We start from the raw sequence: 18053 nt of genomic DNA on the forward strand, positions 1-18053 counted from the left end.
GCATCCGTCTTCTCCTCCTCGTCGAAGAAGGACCGACCGGTGTCCGGCCTCATCGGCATGGTCTTCTGCGTATGGTTACGAGCGTCCTCCGAATCACCGGGGTCGGCAAGGGCGTGACGCGGAACGAGGGGCCGCAGCCGCGTCGCGTCGCGTCGCGTCAGCAGCTCAGGGTGCGAGGGAGCAGCTGCAGGTTTGACCCGCCGTGCCCGGAGGGGCGGATCTCGATACGCGCCCTGCGGGCGCTACTCGATCAGCACGCTGCGGCCGGCGGGCTGCCGTGGGGCGGGGCGGGCCGTTCATGCTGGTCGAGTAGCGGCGCAGCCGCGTATCGAGACCCCACGTCTCCAGGCGGGTGGATCTCGATACGCCCTCTGCGAGGGCTACTCGATCGGCATGGCTCTGCCGACCCGGCATCGCAGGGCGGCGCCTCCTTCATGCTGGTCGAGGAGCGGCGCAGCCGCGTATCGAGACCCGCCGACCCGGCGCCGCTACAGTGACCGGCATGACCCCCTCGCGCGTCCTCGCACCCGAGCCTCCCGCCGACGGCTCGAAGCCGAAGGGCCCCGCGTCGTACTTCCCGAGCATCGAGACCACCTACGGCCGTCCGGTCCAGGAGTGGCTCGACCTGGTGGACGAGCGGCTCGACTCCGAGACGCACATGCAGGTCGTCTCCTGGCTGAAGACCGAGCACGGTCTCGGCCACGGGCACGCGAACGCCCTCGTCGCATACGTCAAGGCGGCCCGCGCCTAGCCGGCCCTTCCCGCGCAGAACCATCAGCCAGGAGTCGTTCTCATCGCCCCCTCGGCGACCGCATGCCTTCCGAGCTATGATGCTAATTAATAGTCATTGACTCGGGAGGGCCGTATGTACGTCGCCCCCGACCTGAGCAGCGAGGAGAGCGACGTCCGCGCCGCGATTCTGGAGCTGAGCGACTCGCTGAGGTACCAGGTGCGTCAGGGCAACCGGTGGACGGCGTCGCTCCGGCGGATGACGTTCGCGCGGAACGTGCAGGGGTCGAACAGCATCGAGGGCATCCACGCCAGCGTCGACGACGTGGCGGCGATCGCGCAGGGCGAGAGGCCCGTCGACGTCGACGAGGAGACCGAGCGCGCTCTCGCGGGCTACCAGCTGGCGATGACCTACGTGCTCCAGCTCGCGCAGGACCCCGTCGTGGTCGACCCCACCCTGATCCGCAGCCTGCACTACATGGCGACCTCCTACGACCTCTCGAAGCGACCGGGTCGCTATCGGACGGGACCCGTCTTCGTGCAGCGGGAGATCACGGGGGACATCCTCCACGAGGGAGCCGACGTCGATGCCGTCCCGGGTCTGATGGAGGAGCTGGCGGACACGATCGTCGTGACCGGCGACCGTCTCGTCGACGCGGCGATGGCGCATCTCAATTTCGTGCTCGTCCACCCCTTCAAGGACGGCAACGGGCGCATGGCCCGCGTGCTGCAGTCCCTCGTCCTCGCCGCGGACGACGACGTCTCGCCCGTCTTCCTCTCGATCGAGGAGTACCTGGGCCGCCGCACGCAGGCCTACTACGACGTCCTCGCGCAGGTGGGCCGGGGCGCCTGGGATCCTGACTCGGCGACGCCCGAGAGCGTGCGCCCCTGGATCCGCTTCGTCCTCACCGCCCACCTCAACCAGGCCCGGGAGCGCGCCGCGCGCATCACCGCCGCCAGCGACGCCTCGACCGCCCTCAGCGAGCTGCTGCGAGCCGCGGGCATCGACGACCGGGCCCTGGATCCGCTGTTCGACGCGCTCTTCGGTGCGACCGTCAGCCGCGGCCGGTACATCGCCTCCCTGGCGGAGGCGGGAGCATCGATCAGTCCCCAGACCGCCACGCGGGATCTGGCGACGCTCGCGCAGGCGGGTCTCCTCGCGACGAGCGGCGAGAAGCGCGGCCGCGTCTACACCGCGGCCGACCCGCTCCTCCGCCTCCGCCGCGAGGTCGGCCTCGGCCGCGCCTGGCGCGACGTCGACCCGTTCGCGTAGCCGACTCGACCGTTTGGGGACGGCTCGCCGTCGGCTCGCCTCTACTCCGATCGGCGACGGACGAACTCGTCCATGACGGGAACGGTGAAGGCCACGAGCCCGCGGTCCGGCGAGTAGATGATCCCCTTCTCGATCAGCGACTGCCGTGCGGGGCTCAGATTCCGCGTCTTCATCCCGAGTCGGTCGGCCAGGGTCGCGGTGGAGGAGGGCGCGCCGAGGTCGGCGGACATGGCGGTGAGGTAGTTCCGTTCTGTGGGTGTCGCCCGGTCCCACCGTGCGGGGAAGAAGCCCATGTCGAGCTCCTCGTTGCCGCGGAGGAGGGCCTCGCGCGCGTCGTCGAGGGTGATCGTCCGACCGATCGCGAGGTCCCATGCCGCCTGGCCGTAGGTCTGGAGGAAGTACGGGTAGCCGCGGGAGGAGCGGACGAGGAGGTCCGATGCGTCCGTCTCGTAGGAGGCCCCCAGAACGCGCGCGGGATCGATGAGCGCCTGGCGCGCGGCACTGTCGTCGAGGGGCCCGATCTCGCGGTAGTTGAAGAGACGCTCGGCGTAGGAGCGGGCGGCGCTGAGGGTGGACGGCAAGGTGGGGAGCCCGGCGCCGGTGACGTAGAAGGGCCACTCCCGCTGCCCTGCCCGGTGCTGGACGGCGACGATGGCGGCCATCAGATCGGTGTCGAGGTCCTGCATCTCGTCGATGAAGACGCCGAAAGCGATCTGACGCTCGTGAAGAGCGGGCACGAGATCCTCGACGAGTTCGAGGAGGTCGACGTCGATGCGGCCGGAATCGGCGCGGCCCTCGGCGGGCTCGACGGCGATCTCGAAGCCGACGCCTCCGAGCTCGGCGCTGAAGGAACGGATCGTGCCCAGCGCTCGCCGCACCGCCTCAGTCGTTCCGCGACCGCGGTAGAGCCGCCTCGCCGCGAGTGAGATCTCGCGGCCGAGCTTCCGGCGGACCGCTTCCCTCCCTGCTTCGGAGGACTGCGCCTCGATGTCCACCAGCAGCCACTCCGCCCGCTCGGCCTGGGAGCGGAAGCGATTGAGGAGCACCGTCTTGCCGACGCCGCGGAGTCCGTGCAGGACGAGACCGCGACTGTGGCGACCGGCTCGGGAGCGCGCGACGAGAAGGTCGAAGGCGTTGATCTCGCTCTCGCGCCCGACGAGCGCCGGCGGTTGCAGACCGGAGCCCGGGGCGTAGGGGTTGAGGGCAGGCTCCATCTACAGAAATCTACCCGAATCTAAGAAAAACGTTAGACAGCGGTAGAAAGTCTTAGACAGCGATGACGGCGATGACGGCGATGACGGCGATGACGGCGATGACGGCGATGACGGCGATGACGGCGATGACGGCGATGACGGCGATGACGGCGATGGCGGCGATGGCGGCGGCGGCGGCGGGCGGGCCGGTCAGCGGCCCGCGCGGCCGAACTCGAGGAGCTTCGCGAAGAGGTCCTCGAGGAGCCAGCGGGTGTCGAAGGACTCGCAGACGCGGATGGGGTGCGGGCCGACGCCGGGCTGGAGGTCGCCGGCGGTGGTGAAGCGCGGGGCGGGGACGGAGCGCCAGCGGCCGCCGGCGGGGTTCATCACGGCGCCGATCGCTGGGCTGTCGCCGAGGGAGCGGAAGTCGAGCGGGCCGTAGGGGACGGTGGCGTTGAAGGCGATCAGCTGGTCGACGAGGTAGTCGCCGAGCGGGCTCGTGCCGCCCAGCCGCGTGCGCAGCTCGGCGTGGCCGACGCCGACCATCGTGTAGACGGGCATCGGGATCTGCCAGACGGCGACTCCGGAGGCGAGCACGGCGTTCGCGGCGGCGACGTCGTTGATCAGGTTGAACTCCGGGTGGTAGGCGGCGATGCCCTCGTAGGGCGGGCCGCCCACCCAGACCACGACGACGTCGCGCTCGGCGATCGACGGCTCCGCCAGCAGCGCCGCGGCGACGTCGGTGAGCGGGCCGAGCACGGCGATCCACAGCCGGCCCTCGCCGTGAAGCGCCTCCTCGACGATCACGCGCGAGCCCTCGGACGCCACGGACTCCGCGGAGCTGCCGGCGACCAGCGCCGCGGACGCCCCGTCGACGACCCGCACGTCGGCCCCCGCGAGGGCGACCACGCGATCGATCTCCGCGCGCGACTCCCGCAGGCTCCCGGGCCGGCCGAAGTGCGCCGCCACGAGCGCCCGGACGTCGAGTGTCGCGCTCAGCAGCGCCTGCACGATCGCGAACTGGTCGTCGGCCTCGTTCGCGGCGTCGGTGCTGACGATCACGCGATGCGGCGGCGGCATCACGCCGACTCCCGCTGCACGAGCGTCGTCGCGAGGATCGGCTGCCGGTCGACCTCGCGGCCCGCCACCACGGCGACCACTGTCTCCGCGGCGACGCGCCCCATGTCCTCGAGCGGCTGGCGGATCGTGGTCAGCGTCGGGTCCGAGGTGGTCGCGATGACCACGTCGTCGAAGCCCACGACCGAGATGTCGGCGGGCACCCGCCGGCCGGAGGCCTGCAGCACGCGGATCGCGCCGTTGGCCATCAGGTCGGAGGAGGCGAAGACGCCGTCGAGGTCGGGGTGGCGCTGCAGCAGCCGCGCCATCGCGGCCGAGCCGCTCTCGAGGGTGAACTCGCCGTGCACGATCGGGCTGTGATCCAGCCCCAGCTCGGTCAGCTCGTCGCGCCAGCCGCGGATGCGGTCGCGGGCGGGCTCCATGTCGTGCGGGCCGGCGATGATGCCGAGCCGGCGCCGGCCGGAGTCGGCGAGCGCGCGGGCGGCGAGCCGGCCGCCGCCGTAGTTGTCGGAGTCGATCACGATGGCGTCCTCGGCCAGCGCGACCCGCGGCCGGCCGACCCAGGCGATCGGCACGGGGGAGTCGGCGAGCGCCTGCGCGAGGTGCGTGATCTCGTGCTGGAGGATCACGATCGCCCCGTCGACCGCGCGCGAGCGGAGGAACTTGGGGATGCGGTCGCCGTCGTCGTGGTCCGCGGGCAGCAGCACCGGCTGCACCTCGGCGGCGTAGAGCCCCTTCGCGGCGCCCTTGAGCACCGAGGTGAAGAACGTGCCGGTGAGGCTGTCGAGCTCGTTGAAGGCGACGATCAGCGCGATCGCGCCGGAGCGGCCGCCGCGCAGCATCCGCGCGGCGCTGTTGGCCTCGTAGCCGAGCTGCTTCGCGGCGTGCTCGACGGCGGCCGACATGCGGACGTCGACGTTCGTGCCGCCCGCGAGAACCCGGGCGGCGGTGGCGCGGGACACGCCCGCGGCCCGTGCGACGTCCACGAGCGTGGGTCGGGTCATGGCTGCATCCTTCTGAACGAGGAGGGGAGCCGGCCGGGGCGCCGGATGCTCGATCTCCAGAGTCCCACGGGGACGCCTCCCCCGGGGCCGTGGCGGTCCGATTTGCGAAACTTCTTACAGATACTAGGGGAGATCGATATCTCACGCTGCGGTAACGACTCCGTGATCGCGCTTGCACGAGGGCGAAAGGCCAGCTACCTTGGCGTCCAAGAGATCGTTCTCTTGCTCCCGGTCTCCTCCAGCGAGACCCCCCGCGAATCCCCGACGAAGAGGAACAATCGTGAAAAGAAGACTGACGGCCGTGGCCGCAGCAGCCGCCGCCGTGGCCCTCGCCCTCACCGGATGCTCGTCCGGAAGCGGTGGCGGCGCGTCCGACGACCCGAACGCCGAGGCGACCTTCTGGTCCTTCACCGGCATCAACGCCAAGGACAGCGTCGACGAGTACCTCGCGAAGATGCCCGACGCGAAGATCAAGCTCTCCGAGGTCGGCAGCACCACCGAGACCGCGACCGCCCTCACCGCGGCGCTGGCCGGCGGCAAGGTGCCCGACCTAGTCATGATCCAGAACGACGACCTGCCCCAGTTCGTCGCCAACAGCTCGAACTTCCTCGACCTGCGCACCCTCGGCGGCGACGACGTGGCCTCCGCCTACCTCCCGTGGGCCGCCTCCGCGGCGACCGCCGACGACGGCTCCGTCGTGGGCGTGCCCACCGACGTCGGCGGACTCGGCTTCGCCTACCGCGCCGACCTCTTCGAGGCCGCCGGTCTGCCGACCGACCCGGCCGAGGTCGCCGCGATGTGGAAGGACTGGCCGTCCTTCATCGCCATGGGCGAGAAGTACACCGAGGCCACCGGCAAGCCGTTCGTCGACAACATCGAGACCAGCGTCTTCTTCTCGACCGTCAACCAGGTCTCCGAGAAGTACTACTCGCCCGACGGCGAGCTCGTCTACGACACCAACCCGCAGGTGAAGGACGCGTTCCAGGTCGCCGTGGACGCCAAGGACGCCGGCATCAGCGCCGGCATCGCCGCCTGGTCCTCGGGCTGGGCCCCCGGCCGCGCCAACGGCGCCTTCGCCGTGACCATCGCGCCGTCGTGGATCCTCGCCGGAATCAAGACCGACGCCCCCGACACCGCCGGGAACTGGCGCGTCACGAGCGTCCCCGGCGTCGGCGGCAACTGGGGCGGCAGCGTCATCGCCATCCCGGCCCGCGCCGAGCACCCCGAGGCCGCCTGGCAGTACATCAAGACCATGATGTCCGCCGAGGGCCAGACCGACCACTTCGCGGCCTCGGGCACCCTGCCCGCCGCCACCGAGGCGGTCGCGAGCGACGAGGTCCGCAACTACACCGACCCGTTCTTCGGCGACTCGAAGATCGGCGAGGTCATGGCCACCTCGGTCGAGCAGTTCCCCTCCTTCTACAACGGTCCCGACACGACGCCGATCAACGGCGCCCTGCTGAACACCCTCGTCGAGCTGGAGGCGGGCAACGTCACCTCCGACAAGGCGTGGACGACGGCCCTCGACACGGCCAAGCAGGCCATCGGCGGCTGATCGCCCCACCCACCCGAGCGGCCCGGCGCCTCGCGCGCCGGGCCGCCCCTTCGACGGAGGTAACCCACGTGTCAACGGCGACAGCCATACGTCCCCCCAGGCAGCGCAAGCAGCCCAGCGTCCCGGTCCAGAAGGCCGCGAGGATCCGCAACTCCCTCTCGGAGCGGATCGCCCCCTACGCGTACGTCGCGCCCTTCTTCCTCATCTTCATCGTGTTCGGGCTCTTCCCGCTGCTCTTCACGTTCTACGTCTCGCTGTTCGACTGGAACCCGATCGGCGAGCAGACCTTCGTCGGCCTCGCGAACTTCCAGCAGCTCTTCGCGGACAGCCGGTTCTGGAACGCCCTGGTCAACACCTTCGGCATCTTCATCATCTCGACCGTGCCGCAGCTGCTCTTCGCGCTCTTCCTGGCGCACCTGCTCAACCACGCGCGGCTGCGCTGGGCGAACTTCTGGCGCATGGCGCTGCTGGTGCCCTACATCACCTCCGTCGCGGCGACCGCGATCGTCTTCGCGCAGATCTTCGACAAGAACTTCGGCCTGATCAACTGGTTCCTCGGCATCTTCGGACTGCCCTCGATCAACTTCCTGGCCACCAACTACGGCTCCTGGATCGTCATCTCGACGATGGTCTTCTGGCGCTGGTTCGGCTACAACACGTTGCTCTACCTGGCGGGGCTCCAGTCGCTTCCGCGCGAGATGTTCGAGGCCGCCTCGGTCGACGGCGCCTCCAGCTGGCAGCAGTTCCGCCACCTCACCATCCCGGCGCTGCGCCCGATCATCGTCTTCACCGTGATCATGTCGACCATCGGCGGTCTGCAGATCTTCACGGAGGCGCTCCTGGTGGCTCCCGAATCGGGCCTCACCTGCGGCGCCGGCCGGCAGTGCCAGACGCTCGCGCTGTTCCTCTACGAGCAGGGCTTCGGCCAGTTCAAGTTCGGCTACGGCTCCGCCATCGGCGTCGTGCTGTTCGTGATCGTCGTGGTCGTCTCGCTGATCAACTTCTACCTGTCCACCCGCACCCGGAAGGCGGCCGTCTGATGTCCGATGTGATCGATCAGGCCCTCCCGCAGGCCCGGGCCGTCGCCACCGGCGACACCCCGAAGGTGCTCCCGAAGCGCCGCGGCAAGGGCGGCGGCGTCGGCTGGCCGACGTACGTCTTCCTCGTCGTCGCCGTGCTCGTCTCAGTGTTCCCCCTCTACTACATGTTCGTCATCGCGTCGGTCGGCGCGACCGCCGTCACGTCGATCCCTCCGCGCCTGTACCCGGGCACGAACTTCTTCGCCATCGCGGAGAAGGTGTTCGACACCGTCCCGTTCATCGCGTCGCTGTTCAACTCGCTGATCGTCTCGCTGAGCATCGCGGTCCTCTCCGCGATCCTCTGCGCGATGGCCGGCTTCGCCTTCGCGAAGCTGCAGTTCCCGGGCCGCAACGTGCTGTTCCTGATCGTGCTGCTGACCATGACGGTGCCGGCGCAGCTGAGCATCATCCCGCAGTACCTGATCGTCTCGGCCCTCGACTGGGTCGACACCCTCCAGGCGATCATCGTCCCGGGTCTGGCCAGCGCCTTCGGCATCTTCTGGATGCGCCAGCACATGTCCACGACGGTCAGCGACGAGCTGATCCAGGCGGCACGCATCGACGGCGCCAACTCCTGGCAGCTGTTCTGGCGCATCGCCTTCCCGGTGGTCCGCCCGGCGGCGTTCGTGCTCGGGCTGATCACGTTCACCGCGGTCTGGAACGACTTCATGTGGCCGTTCATCGTGCTGAAGTCGCCGGAGCTGTTCACGGTGCAGATCGCGCTGAAGCAGCTGCAGGCCAACCGCTCGATCGACGTCGCGCTGGCGATGGGCGGGTCGTTCATGGCCACGCTGCCGCTGCTGATCGCGTTCTTCTTCGTCGGCCGCCGCATGGTGTCCGGGATCATGGACGGAGCGTTCAAGGGCTGATGCACGACGCCTCCACCACTCTCGTCCCCTCCGACCGCACCGACGAGACCGGGGATCGGAGCGGTGGTCGCGGCTGGCGGGACCGCTCCCTCTCCGCGAGCGAGCGGGCCCGTCTCCTCACCGCCGAGCTCACGCTCGAGGAGAAGGCGGCCCAGCTCGGCTCCGTCTGGCTCACCGACTCCGCCGACGACTTCGCCCCGAAGCTCGAGGGCGGCCCCGAGACCGCGGCCGACCCGTTCGACGGCGGTCTCGGCCAGCTCACCCGCGTCTTCGGCACCGAGCCCGTCTCGGTGCCGGAGGGCGTGCGCCGGCTCCGCGAGCTGCAGGAGCGGGTCGTCGGCTCGCAGCGCCTGGGCATCCCGGCGATCGCGCACGAGGAGTGCCTGACCGGGCTCGCCGCGTACGGCGCGACCGCGTTCCCCACGCCGCTCGCCTGGGCGGCCACCTTCGACGAGGACCTCGTCGGCGAGATGGCCGAGGCAATCGGCTCCGACATGCGCGCCCTCGGCATCCACCAGGGGCTCGCGCCGGTGGTGGACGTCGTGAAGGACTACCGCTGGGGCCGCGTCGAGGAGACCCTCGGCGAGGACCCGTACCTGGTCTCGCAGCTCGGCACCGCGTACGTCGCCGGGCTCGAGTCGGCGGGGATCATCGCGACGCTCAAGCACTTCGCCGGCTACGCGGCCTCCCGCGGCGCCCGCAACCACGCTCCGGTGAGCATGGGGCCGCGCGAGATCGCGGACACCGTGCTGCCGCCGTTCGAGGCCGCGCTGCGGCACGGCGGCGCGCGCAGCGTGATGACCTCGTACACCGACATCGACGGCGTGCCCAGCAGCGCGAGCCGGCACCTGCTGACCACGATCCTGCGGGAGAAGTGGGGCTTCGAGGGGACGGTCGTGGCCGACTACTGGGCCGTGCCGTTCCTCCAGGCGATGCACCACGTCGCGGTCGACACCGCCGACGCGGGGCGGCTGGCGATCCGCGCCGGCGTGGACGTCGAGCTGCCGCAGACCGCGGCGTACGGCGAGCTGCCGCGGCTCATCCGCGAGGGCGTCGTCGACGAGCGCGACCTCGATCGCTCGGTCGAGCGCCACCTGCGCCACAAGTTCGAGGCCGGGCTGCTCGACGGCGGGCCGCTGGTGCCCGAGGGCGCCGAGTCGGTGGACCTCGACAGCGCGCGCAACCGGGCGATCTCGCTCCGGATCGCGGAGGAGTCGGTCGTGCTGCTGCGCGACGAGGACATGATCGGGCTGCTCGCCTCCGGCACGGTCGCGGTGGTCGGTCCGGCGGCGGACCAGTTCCGCAGCCTGGTCGGCTGCTACGCCTTCCCGAACCACGTGCTCTCCAAGCACCCGGGGCACGACCTCGGGATCGAGATCCCGACCGTGCTGACCGCCCTGCGCGCCGAGCTCGGCGAGGAGCGGGTGCGCTTCGCGGCCGGCGGGTCGATCACCTCCGCGGACACCTCCTCGATCGCCGAGGCGGTCGCCGTGGCGCGCTCGAGCGACGCAGCCGTGGTCGTCGTCGGCGACGTGGCCGGGCTGTTCGGCGACGGGACCTCGGGCGAGGGCTGCGACGCGGCCGACCTGCGGCTGCCGGGCGCCCAGGACGAGCTGGTCTCGGCGGTCCTCGCGACCGGCGTGCCGACCGTGCTGGTCGTGCTCTCGGGCCGGCCTTACGCGCTCGGCGCGTACGGCTCGGCGCGCGGGGTCGTGCAGGCGTTCTTCCCCGGAGCGGACGGGGCGGCCGCGGTCGCCGGCGTGCTCTCGGGACGGGTCTCGCCGACCGGGCGTCTGCCCGTGCAGATCCCGCGGCTCCCCTCGGCGTCGACGACGTACCTGCAGCCGTCGCTCGGGCTCTCGAACCCCGGCATCACGGCGCTCGACAACACGCCGCTGCACCCGTTCGGCTTCGGGCTCACGCGGGGCGCCATCGCGTACGAGGCGCTGACGGCGCCGGCGGTGCTGGCGGTGGACGGGGCGCTCGACGCCGCGGTCACCCTCCGCAACGGCGGCGAGGACACCGTCGAGGTCGTGCAGCTGTACGCCGCCTACCCGACCTCGCCCGTCGTGCGGCCGGCGGCGCAGCTGCTCGGCTACGCGCGCGTGCCGATCGCCGCGGGGGAGTCGCTGACCGTGCACTTCCACGTCGAGGCGGCGCGGCTCGCGGCGACCGGCGAGGACGGCGCGCTCAGCGTGGACCCGGGCCCGCTGCGCCTGATCGCCGGCCCGTCGGCCGCCGACGCCGCGCAGACCGCCGACGTCACCCTGACGGGCGCGCGCCGCGTGCTCGCCGAGCGCGCCCTCCGCACCCCCTGGTCGGTGACCCGGGGCTGACCCGCCACCCTGGTGACGTCGGATCTACTTGGAAGAGACGCCCGCGGACATGCTGGTCGAGTAGCCCCGCAGGGGCGTATCGAGACCCGCGCACCCCAAGGACGTCGGCCTCTTCCCCGCCCTGCGATGGCGCCGGAGGCGCCCCCTCCGCTCGATACGCGCCCTGCGGGCGCTACTCGATCAGCATGAGGCGGAGCGCCCCTTCGTGGCGGTCCAGCAGCCGCAGCGCCCCCTTTCATGCTGGTCGAGCAGCCCCGCAGGGGCGTATCGAGACCCACCCTCCTGGTGACGGCTGATCTCGATACGCGCCCTGCGGGCGCTACTCGATCAGCAGGAGGCGGCTCCGCAAGGGGCCTGCGCCCGCCGTCCCGCGCGCCTACCGTGAACAGCAGCACCCCCGGCGCGAGGACGCGCGCGGGGCCGGACTTCTCGAGGAGAGACATGCCTGCACTGACCGACACCTTCACCCTGTCCAACGGGGTCGAGATCCCCAGGATCGGCTTCGGCACCTGGCAGATCGAGGACGGCGCCGACGCCTACGACGCGGTGACCACGGCGCTCGAGGCCGGCTACCGCCACATCGACACCGCCCGCGGCTACGGCAACGAGGCGAGCGTCGGCCGGGCCCTCCGCGACAGCGGGATCCCGCGCGACGAGGTCTTCATCACCACGAAGCTGCCCGCCGAGGTCAAGGACCACGCCGGCGCGAAGGACAGCTTCGAGACGACGATGGCGGCGCTCGAGCTCGAGCACGTCGACCTGTACCTGATCCACGCCCCGTGGCCGTGGTCGGACATGGGCTCGGACCACCGCGACGGCAACATCGCGGCCTGGAAGGCGATGGAGGAGATCTACGACTCCGGCCGCGCCCGCGCCATCGGCGTCTCCAACTTCTCGGTCGACGACCTGGAGTCGCTGATCGCGGCGACGGACGTGAAGCCGCACGCGAACCAGATCCGCTGGTTCGTCGGCAACACCCAGGACGAGACGACCGACTACTGCCGCACCAACGGCATCCTCGTCGAGGGCTACTCGCCGCTGGCGACCGGCGGCCTGCTGGAGAACTCCGACCTCGCCGACATCGCGAAGGCCAACGGCGTCTCCGTGGCGCAGCTCTGCATCCGCTACCTGCTCGAGAAGGACGTCCTGCCCCTGCCGAAGTCGACCACCCCCGCGCGCATCCGCGAGAACGCCCAGGTCGACTTCCCCCTCTCGGCCGACGACGTCGCCCGCCTCGACGCCCTCACCGACACGGAGTCCTGACCCGCCCCCAGAACGCAAAAGTTGCGGTAGTCGCGCCCGACTACCGCAATATCTGCGCACTGGCGGCGGCGCGCTGGTCGAGCAGCTGCACAGCGGCCCGTCACGCAGGCTGAGGAGCCGCACAGCGGCCCCGCATGCTGGTCGAGTAGCCGCGGAGCGGCGTATCGAGACCCCGCGTGCTTGCGGTGGCGGATCTCGATACGCGCCCTGCGGGCGCTACTCGATCAGCATGGGGCGCGCGCAGGCGTCCATGGAGGTCGTGGAGCCGCGCAGCGGTGCCGTGCTCCTGCTGGTGGAACAGCCGCGGGAGCGGCCGCTCGTGCCGGCCGAGCAGCCGCGGAGCGGCTCCCTCTCATGCCGGAAACGCAGCCGCGCAGCGGTTTCCTTCCTGTTGGTCGAGTAGCCGCGGAGCGGCGTATCGAGACCACGCGTGCTTGCGGTGGTGGATCTCGATACGCGCCCTGCGGGCGCTACTCGATCAGCAAGGGCAGCGTTGCGCCCCTCCCTACTTCTCCCGAGAACTCGGAAGTTGCGGTAGTCGAGCGCGACTACCGCAACTTTTGAGGAGTGGGCGGGGGCGGGGCGGGGCGGGCGCGGCGTGTCAGGCGAAGCGGAGCAGGTGGGCGCCGTGGGGCTCGAGGGTCAGGGCGACCGCGCCGTCGGCGACGGGGAGGGGCTCGCCCGTCCAGGCGTCGACGGGGGTGCCGGTGCAGCCGAGGTCGGCGAGGTGCGCGGAGTACTCGCGCGGGGTGTCGCCGAGCCAGAAGACGCCGCGCCACTGGACGTCGCCGTGCCAGGCGCTCCAGACGACGAGGTCGCCGTCGCGGACGATCTCGCGGCTGCCCTCGCTGGACAGCAGGGCCAGGACGTCGTCGTTCGTCAGAAGCGCGAGCGTCTCGGGCGGGGTGTCCGGCAGGTGCCCGCCCATCATCAGCGGCGAGCGCAGCAGGCACCAGAGCGTCACGAGCGTGCGCTGCTCGGCGGGGGTGAACCGCGAGAGGCGGTCCTCGCCCACGTGCGCCCGCACGCCGACCCGGCCCAGCGGCAGCATGTCGGCGTCGGCCCACGCGCCGGGGCGCTGGTGCGGCGCCCAGCGCGCGGCGCGCTGGAACTGCTCCTGCAGGTGCCCCCAGTCGTCCCAGAAGTCGTCCGAGATCCGCCACATCTGCGCGGTGTCCCGGAGCAGCTCCAGGTTCTCCAGCGAGAGCTGCTTGCCCGGCGAGAGGCTCAGCACCATCGGCCGGCCGGTCGCGTCGATCGCGCGGGAGAGCGCGGCGATCTCGTCGGCCTGGATCGGCGGGTAGAGCACGTCGTCGAGCTTGACGAAATCGACGCCCCAGGACGCCAGCTGCGCCATCACCGAGTCGTAGTACTGCTGCGCGCCCGGCACCGTCATGTCCACGCCGTAGTCGTCCGGGTTCCACGGGCAGACGTTCCCGCGGTCGGCGATGTCGGCGCAGGTCGCGTCGGAGCCGAGGATCGGCAGACCGAGCTCGGCGGCCCGGCGGGGGACGCCGCGCATCAGGTGCACGCCGAAGCGCAGCCCGAGGGCGTGCACGCGCGCGGCGAGCGCGGTGAAGCCTCCGGTCGCCGCGGAGGGGAAGCGCCCCACCGCGGGCTGCGGCCGGCCCCAGTCGTCCAGGACCGGCTCCGACACCGCCTGGTAGTCGCTCGTGCCGGGGTCCGGCTCGTACCACTGGATGTCGACGACGACCGTGTCCCAGCCGTGCGGCAGCAGGTGCTCGGCGAGGTACTCGGCGTTGGCCAGCACCTCGTCCTCGGTGACGGAGGAGCCGAAGCAGTCCCAGCTGTTCCAGCCCATCGGCGGGCGGCGGGCGGCCTCGGTGCGTGCGGCGATCATGCCTCCGACCCTGCCACGAGCGAGCCCGCCGCGTCCTCGGCCAGCTCGAGCGACACCGTCGCGAAGGAGTGCGGCGGCAGCGTCACCCGCAGCCCCGTCGCCGTCGTCTCCAACCCCTCGAGCGGGACCGGGCTGACCGCGTCGGCGTCGCCCGGCCGGTTGTGCGCCTGGGGCGAGTCGGCGGTGAGGAGCCGCCCCGTCGCTCCGGTCACGGAACCGCCGCGGAAGGACAGCTCGATCTCCAGCGGCTCGTCCAGGTCGACGTTGGTCATCGAGACCAGCACGCGCCCGTCCTTCACCGAGGCGGACGCGGAGGCGAGCGCGATCTCGCGCCCGTCGACCGCGTGGGTCGGCCCGGCGACCGTGGTCGGCAGTACCGTCGCGTCCTGGTGCCCCTTGTTCATCTCGAACACGTGGTAGGTGGGCGTCCGCACCATCTCGCCGCCGTCGGGGTCGGTGAGCAGCATCGCCTGCAGCACGTTGACGGTCTGCGCGATGTTCGCCATCGAGAGCCGGTCGGCGAAGGCGTGGAAGACGTCGAAGTGGATTCCCGCGACCATCGCGTCGCGGATGGTGTTCTGCTGGAAGAGGAAGCCCGGGTGCGTGCCCGGCTCGACGTCCCACCAGGTGCCCCACTCGTCGAGCACCATCCCGTACTTCTTCTCGGGGTCGTGCACGTCCATCACGGCGGCGTGCGAGCGCAGCAGCTCCTCGATGCCCTGCGCGGCGACGATCGTGCTCCAGTAGGTGTCCGCGTCGAAGTCGGTGGCGCTGCCCTTCGCGTGCCAGCTGCCGCCGATCGTGTAGTAGTGCACCGAGACCGACTCCCACGGCACGGAGGAGAACGGGTGCCCCTCGATCTCGGGGATCACCTCCATCAGCGTCTGCGTCCAGTGCGTGTCCGCGCCGTCGGCGCCGGCCGCGATGCGGTGCAGCGGCACGTCGTTGCCGCTCTGCACGAAGGTGCCGAACTGGCGGGCGAGGTCGGCGTAGGCGCCGGCGCGCATGTTGCCGCCGCAGCCCCAGGTCTCGTTGCCGAGGCCCCAGTAGCGGACGGTCCACGGCTCCTCACGGCCGTGCGAGCGGCGGAGGTCCGACATCGGCGACTTCCCGGAGCCGGTGAGGTACTCGACCCAGTCGGCCATCTCCTGCACGGTGCCGGAGCCGATGTTGCCGGAGATGTAGGCGTCGGCGCCGAGCAGCTCGCAGAGCGCCATGAACTCGTGGGTGCCGAAGGAGTTGTCCTCGGCGACGCCGCCCCACTGGGTGTTGATCAGGCCGGGGCGCTCCTCGCGCGGGCCGATGCCGTTGGTCCAGTGGTACCGGTCGGCGAAGCAGCCGCCCGGCCAGCGGAGGTTGGGGATGTCGAGGGCGCGCAGGGCCTCGACGACGTCCAGGCGGATCCCGCCGGCGTTCGGGACGGGCGAGTCCTCGCCGACCCAGAAGCCGTCGTAGATGCAGCGGCCGAGGTGCTCGGCGAAGTGGCCGTAGACGTGCTTGCTGATGGTGGCGCCGGGCCGGTCGAGGTCGACGGTGACGGTGGTGTTCACGGGGTGCTCCAGGGTGGTGGCGGGCGAGTCGGCAGTGGTCGGGGCGGCGGCGCTCACGCGTCGACGCGGACGAGCCGCAGGACGATCGCGCGGTCGGCATGGAAGGTCGGCAGGTCCAGGCCCGCCTCGCCCAGCAGGCTCCCCGAGTAGGCGGGGGCCGGGGCGTCGGAGTCGAGCGGCACGGTCGCCTCCAGCCACCGCGGACTCTGCCAGGGCGGGCCGAGCGAGCCGGGGCGCGCGGCCTCGACGCGGTAGCGGGCCCGCGGGTCCAGGCCCGGGAGGCGGACGCGGCGGCGCGAGTCCGCCGTCAGCGCCGGTGTGACCAGCGTGTAGAGCGCCTCGGAGCCGTCGGTCGCGACGACGCCGCGCAGCGAGGGCGCGTCGGGATCGGAGTCTCCGCTCCCGACGACCCGTCCCGTCGCGATGAGCCCGCGGTGCTCGCGGTAGGCCGCGATCCAGCCGGCCAGCACGGGCTCCTCGTGCGCGTCCAGCTCGCGGAGGTCCCACTCGATGCCGAAGTGGCCGAGGAAGGCGATCGCGCAGCGGGTGTGCAGGTCGCTGGTGCGGCCGGTGACGGAGTTGACCGGCGAGGCGACGTGCGAGCCGAGCATCTCCGGCGGCACGAGCAGCCCGGTCCAGCGCAGCATCCGCGAGCGGTCCAGCGGGTCCTGGTTGTCGGAGGTGTGCACGCGGTCGGTGCGCTCGAGGATCCCGAGGTCGACGCGGCCGCCGCCGGAGGCGCAGCTCTCGATCTCGAGCTCGGGGTGCCGCTCGCGCAGCTCGTCGATCAGCCGGTAGAGCGCGAGCGTCTGCTCGTGCACAGCGGCGGCGCCGGTGGCGGGGTGCCCGGCGTCGATCAGATCGCGGTTGTGATCCCACTTCAGGTACGCGACGCCGAGGTCGGCGACCAGTCCGTCGAGCACGCCGAGGATGTGCGCGAACGCGTCCGGATTGGTCAGGTCGAGCACCTGCTGGAACCGGAAGCGCGGCGGCAGCTCCTCGCGAGCGCGCAGGATCCAGTCGGGGTGCGCGCGGGCGAGGTCGGAGTCCTCGTTGATCATCTCGGGCTCGACCCAGAGGCCGAACTCCATGCCCCGGCCGCGGACGTGCTCGGCGAGGGGGAGGAGGCCGTCCGGCCAGGAGACGGGGTCGGGCGTCCAGTCGCCGAGGCCCGCGCGGTCGTCGCTGCGGCCGAGGAACCAGCCGTCGTCGAGCACGCAGCGCTCGACCCCGAGGGCGGCCGCGCGGTCGGCCAGCTCGGCGAGGGTCGCGAAGTCCTGCTCGAAGTACACCGCCTCCCAGACGTTGAGGGTGACCGGGCGCGGGCGGAGCGAGGAGCGCGAGACTCCGCGGAGGTAGGCGTGGAAGCGGGCGGCGGCGGCGTCGAGGCCGACACCGAAGCTGCCGGCGATCCAGGGGGAGGAGTAGCTCTCGCCGCTCGCGAGGCGGACCTCGCCGGGGAGGAGCAGCTCGCCGCCGCGGAAGGCGAGCCAGCCGTCGCCGCGCTCCACGGCGTGCTCGTGGTTGCCGCCGATGCCGACGTGGCAGAGCCAGACCTTGCCGTCGGCCGCGTCGAAGCCGGGGGTGCCGATCGCGACGACGGTCGTCGCGTCCAGGCCCGTGCGGCCGCGCCGCGAGGAGCGCGAGTGGCTGCCGGTGACGACGGGGTGGCGCTGCGGGATCTTCTCGGTGCCCCAGCGGCCGGAGAAGTCGAGGATCTCGCGGGCCTCGGTCGGGATCCGCAGGGCGGGGTCGGCGCCGATCACCTCGAGGTGCCCGGTGCCGTCGTTGCGGACGGAGACGCGCGTCCGGAGCAGTCCCGCGGGCGAGAGAACGATCTCCAGCACGACCCCGATTCCGGCCTGCGCATCGTGCGCCTCGACCGTCACGGCGGCGCTCCCGGGCTGCACGACGGCGCCCTCCGCGAGGGCCTCGCCGGCCACCGAGACGGCGTCCACGGTGAGCCGCGGCGACCAGCCGGCGCCCTCGCGGTGCACCCGGAGACCGGGCAGGCCGGCCCAGCCGAAGGTGTGCTCGGGGAGGATCCCGGGCTCGTAGGGCACGTCGGAACCGCCGTCCATCCCCGTCCTCTCGGGGGTTCTTGCGAAACCGGCGAGGTCGTCGTCGCTCGCCTCGATCCGCGGACCCCAGTGCAGCAGGACGGGCAGGTCACCTCCCGACTGAGTGAGGAGGGCGGACACGTCATCGGCGACGAGATGGATCACTCTCGGGGATTGCATGATGACATTCCTACCGTCGATCCT

At 71.6% G+C, this 18053-nt stretch carries 13 protein-coding genes; 7 read left to right on the top strand and 6 right to left on the bottom strand.

Annotated elements, in window-relative coordinates:
• Positions 1 to 502: 502 nt before the first annotated feature.
• Entirely contained in the window at positions 503 to 751 is a 249-nt protein-coding gene (locus EDF35_RS14235) for a DUF4287 domain-containing protein (protein ID WP_123706483.1), read from the top strand.
• Positions 752 to 865: 114 nt separating this feature from the next.
• Complete coding sequence (locus tag EDF35_RS14240) at positions 866 to 2002, top strand: Fic family protein (protein ID WP_133962826.1); 1137 nt, start codon at positions 866 to 868, stop codon at positions 2000 to 2002.
• A gap of 41 nt (positions 2003 to 2043) precedes the next feature.
• Here EDF35_RS14240 and EDF35_RS14245 read toward each other — a convergent pair whose 3' ends face one another.
• The 3 genes from EDF35_RS14245 to EDF35_RS14260 all read right to left on the bottom strand — a co-directional run bounded on the left by EDF35_RS14245 (position 2044) and on the right by EDF35_RS14260 (position 5276).
• Positions 2044 to 3216, bottom strand: coding sequence for an ATP-binding protein (locus EDF35_RS14245; RefSeq protein ID WP_133962827.1), 1173 nt, complete (start codon positions 3214 to 3216; stop codon positions 2044 to 2046).
• A 189-nt stretch (positions 3217 to 3405) separates the two neighbouring features.
• On the bottom strand, positions 3406 to 4275 hold the full coding sequence (locus EDF35_RS14255; protein WP_133962828.1) for a nucleoside hydrolase: 870 nt from the start codon (positions 4273 to 4275) through the stop codon (positions 3406 to 3408).
• The gene (locus tag EDF35_RS14260) at positions 4275 to 5276 is read right to left on the bottom strand and encodes a LacI family DNA-binding transcriptional regulator (RefSeq protein WP_123446870.1); all 1002 of its coding nucleotides are present in this window, start codon (positions 5274 to 5276) and stop codon (positions 4275 to 4277) included. Before EDF35_RS14260 ends, EDF35_RS14255 begins: the two co-directional genes overlap by 1 nt.
• A gap of 301 nt (positions 5277 to 5577) precedes the next feature.
• Between EDF35_RS14260 and EDF35_RS14265 the strand changes: the two genes are divergently transcribed.
• The 5 genes from EDF35_RS14265 to EDF35_RS14285 all read left to right on the top strand — a co-directional run bounded on the left by EDF35_RS14265 (position 5578) and on the right by EDF35_RS14285 (position 12378).
• The gene (locus EDF35_RS14265; protein WP_133962829.1) at positions 5578 to 6831 is read left to right on the top strand and encodes an extracellular solute-binding protein; all 1254 of its coding nucleotides are present in this window, start codon (positions 5578 to 5580) and stop codon (positions 6829 to 6831) included.
• A 68-nt stretch (positions 6832 to 6899) separates the two neighbouring features.
• Positions 6900 to 7871, top strand: a complete 972-nt coding sequence (locus EDF35_RS14270) for a sugar ABC transporter permease (RefSeq protein WP_208323077.1) — start codon at positions 6900 to 6902, stop codon at positions 7869 to 7871.
• Complete coding sequence (locus tag EDF35_RS14275) at positions 7871 to 8779, top strand: carbohydrate ABC transporter permease (protein ID WP_123706487.1); 909 nt, start codon at positions 7871 to 7873, stop codon at positions 8777 to 8779. Before EDF35_RS14270 ends, EDF35_RS14275 begins: the two co-directional genes overlap by 1 nt.
• Positions 8779 to 11115 (top strand): glycoside hydrolase family 3 N-terminal domain-containing protein, encoded by a 2337-nt coding sequence (locus tag EDF35_RS14280; protein WP_133962830.1) that lies wholly within the window; start codon positions 8779 to 8781, stop codon positions 11113 to 11115. The genes EDF35_RS14275 and EDF35_RS14280 overlap by 1 nt, the downstream gene beginning before the upstream one ends.
• A gap of 441 nt (positions 11116 to 11556) precedes the next feature.
• Positions 11557 to 12378 carry an aldo/keto reductase gene (locus tag EDF35_RS14285; protein WP_133962831.1) on the top strand — a complete coding sequence of 274 codons (822 nt, stop codon included), beginning with the start codon at positions 11557 to 11559 and terminating at the stop codon, positions 12376 to 12378.
• Between the two features lie 601 nt (positions 12379 to 12979).
• On the opposite strand, the gene EDF35_RS14290 is transcribed toward EDF35_RS14285, so the two are convergent.
• The 3 genes from EDF35_RS14290 to EDF35_RS14300 are packed head-to-tail and all read right to left on the bottom strand — an operon-like array spanning position 12980 to position 18029.
• The gene (locus EDF35_RS14290; RefSeq protein WP_243839991.1) at positions 12980 to 14239 is read right to left on the bottom strand and encodes an alpha-galactosidase; all 1260 of its coding nucleotides are present in this window, start codon (positions 14237 to 14239) and stop codon (positions 12980 to 12982) included.
• A complete protein-coding gene (locus EDF35_RS14295; protein ID WP_133963033.1) occupies positions 14236 to 15789 on the bottom strand; it encodes an alpha-L-arabinofuranosidase C-terminal domain-containing protein in 1554 nt (517 codons plus the stop codon). Before EDF35_RS14295 ends, EDF35_RS14290 begins: the two co-directional genes overlap by 4 nt.
• Positions 15790 to 15842: 53 nt before the next feature.
• Positions 15843 to 18029, bottom strand: a complete 2187-nt coding sequence (locus tag EDF35_RS14300; protein WP_133962832.1) for an alpha-galactosidase — start codon at positions 18027 to 18029, stop codon at positions 15843 to 15845.
• Positions 18030 to 18053: the final 24 nt, after the last annotated feature.

It is taken from the genome of Rathayibacter sp. PhB151, from assembly GCF_004366415.1.
GTDB classification, from domain to species: domain Bacteria; phylum Actinomycetota; class Actinomycetes; order Actinomycetales; family Microbacteriaceae; genus Rathayibacter; species Rathayibacter festucae.